The sequence below is a fragment of the Pseudomonas sp. SDO5522_S412 genome (assembly GCF_054071215.1).
Window position 1 is genome coordinate 1 of sequence record NZ_JBSVWQ010000395.1, and the last position, 2,679, is coordinate 2,679.

Below are 2,679 nucleotides of genomic sequence, written 5' to 3' on the forward strand. Positions count from 1 at the left end.
GCATTCCACAGCATGGACTCGGTCAAGTGTGGGAGCGGGCTTGCTCGCGAAGAGGCCAGCTCAGGCGCTACATAACTATCAGAACAACACCTTCGCCACATCCGCAAAGCGCTTGGCAAAGTGCACCGTCATCCCTTCCTTCAGGTACTCCGGCAGCTCTTCAAAGCTCCCCCGGTTAGGCTCCGGCAAGATCAACTCGTGAATCTTCTGGCGCCGCGCCGCAATCACCTTCTCGCGCACCCCGCCAATCGGCAGCACATGCCCGGTCAGCGTCAGTTCACCGGTCATGGCCACGCCTTTTTTCGGCGGCTGGTTACGCGCCAGCGACAGCAGCGCACTGGCCATGGTCACGCCCGCGCTCGGGCCGTCTTTCGGCGTGGCGCCTTCCGGCACGTGCAGGTGCACGAAGGCTTCATCGAAGAACTTCGGGTCACCGCCAAACGACTTCAGGTTCGAGCTGATGTAGCTGTAGGCAATCTCGGCCGACTCCTTCATCACTTCACCCAGTTGCCCGGTGAGCTTGAAGCCACGGTTCAGCGTGTGGATGCGCGTCGCCTCGATCGGCAGGGTCGCGCCGCCCATGCTGGTCCAGGCCAGGCCGGTGATCACACCGGTGCCCGACAGCACTTGCTCGTTACGGAACACCGGCATGCCCAGGGAGGCTTCCAGGTCCTTGTTGCCGATCTTGATCACCGAGTCCGGCTCATCCAGCAGCTTGACCACCGCCTTGCGCACCAGTTTGCCCAGCTGTTTCTCCAACTGACGCACCCCGGCTTCGCGAGCGTAACCATCGATCAGGGCGCGCAGGGCGCCGTCGCTGATGGACAGGCTGTTTTTCGACACGCCGGCTTTTTCCAGCTGCTTTGGCCACAGGTGACGCTTGGCAATCGCGACCTTTTCTTCGGTGATGTAGCCCGACAGGCGAATCACTTCCATGCGGTCCAGCAACGGGCCGGGGATCGAATCCAGGGTGTTGGCGGTGCACACGAACAGCACTTTGGACAGGTCCAGGCGCAGGTCCAGGTAGTGGTCGAGGAATTCGACGTTCTGTTCCGGGTCGAGGGTTTCGAGCAGGGCCGAGGCCGGGTCGCCCTGGTAGCTCTGGCCCATCTTGTCGATCTCGTCGAGCATGATCACCGGGTTCATCACTTCCACATCTTTGAGGGCTTGCACCAGCTTGCCCGGCATCGCACCGATGTAGGTGCGGCGATGGCCCTTGATCTCGGCCTCGTCACGCATGCCGCCGACGCTGAAGCGGTAGAACGGCCGGCCGAGGGATTCGGCAATCGATTTGCCGACACTGGTCTTGCCCACGCCTGGCGGGCCCACCAGCAACACGATGGAACCGGCGACTTCGCCTTTATAGGCGCCCACCGCAAGGAATTCGAGGATACGACTCTTGATGTCGTCCAGGCCGGCGTGGTGCTTGTCGAGCACTTTGCGGGCGTGTTTCAGGTCGAGTTTGTCCTCGCCATACACGCCCCACGGCACCGAGGTGGCCCAGTCCAGGTAGTTGCGGGTGACCGCGTACTCCGGCGAACCGGTTTCCAGGATGGACAGCTTGTTCATTTCTTCGCTGATGCGTTTCTGCGCCTGGGTCGGCAGGACCTTGTCCACCAGGCGCTGTTCGAATTGCTCGACGTCGGCGCTGCGATCGTCCTTGGTCAGCCCCAGCTCTTGCTGGATGACCTTGAGTTGTTCCTTGAGGAAGAACTCGCGCTGGTGTTCGCCGATCTTGCGGTTCACTTCGGCGGAGATTTCTTTTTGCAGGCGCGCGACTTCGACTTCCTTGCGCAGCATCGGCAGGACTTTTTCCATGCGCTTGAGCATGGGCACGCAGTCCAGCACTTGCTGCAGTTCAGTGCCGGTGGCCGAGGTGAGGGCGGCGGCGAAGTCGGTCAGCGGCGACGGGTCGTTGGGGCTGAAGCGGTTGAGGTAGTTCTTCAGTTCTTCGCTGTACAGCGGGTTGAGCGGCAGCAGTTCCTTGATCGCATTGATCAGCGCCATGCCGTAGGCCTTGACCTCGTCGGTCGGCTGGGTCGGCTGGTGCGGGTATTCGACTTCCACCAGGTACGGTGGGCGGTGGTGCTTGAGCCAGGTCTTGATCCGCACACGGGTCAGGCCCTGGGCGACGAATTGCAGCTTGCCGTTTTCGCGGCTGGCGTGGTGCACCTTCACCAGGGTGCCGTACAGCGGCAGGCTGGAGGTGTCGAAGTGGCGCGGATCTTCGGGCGGGGTTTCCATGAAGAACAGGGCAAGGGAGTGGTGGTCGGACTTGCTCACCAGCTCCAGGGTTTCGGCCCACGGCTCTTCATTGACGATCACCGGCAACACTTGCGCCGGGAAGAAAGGCCGATTGTGGATCGGGATGATGTAGACCTTGTCGGGCAGGTTTTGCCCTGGGAGGGCCAAGCCAGTGTTGGCGGAAGTGTGTTCAGCGTTTTCCGGGTCGGCGTAGTCGTTGAGGTCGATGTCCGGGAATTCTTGCTGGTCGCTCATGGGGCACCTGCATAGGGAAGTATGCAAGTTAGATGGGGCGGGTCGGCAGTGGTTTCAATGGGGGGGGTGAGATAGCAACATATTGCACAATATTTTCAAAAGCACCGCTGAACAAATGTGGGAGCGGGCTTGCTCGCGAAGGCGGTCTGTCAGTCGATGCATCTGTGACTGATGCGCCGC

Annotated in this window: 1 protein-coding gene; it reads right to left on the minus strand. The window is 61.3% G+C overall.

What is annotated here, in order from left to right; genetic code table 11:
• Positions 1 to 78: 78 nt before the first annotated feature.
• Positions 79 to 2,499, minus strand: coding sequence for an endopeptidase La (lon, locus tag ACW9I6_RS31940; RefSeq protein WP_003210412.1), 2,421 nt, complete (start codon positions 2,497 to 2,499; stop codon positions 79 to 81).
• Positions 2,500 to 2,679 lie beyond the last annotated feature (180 nt).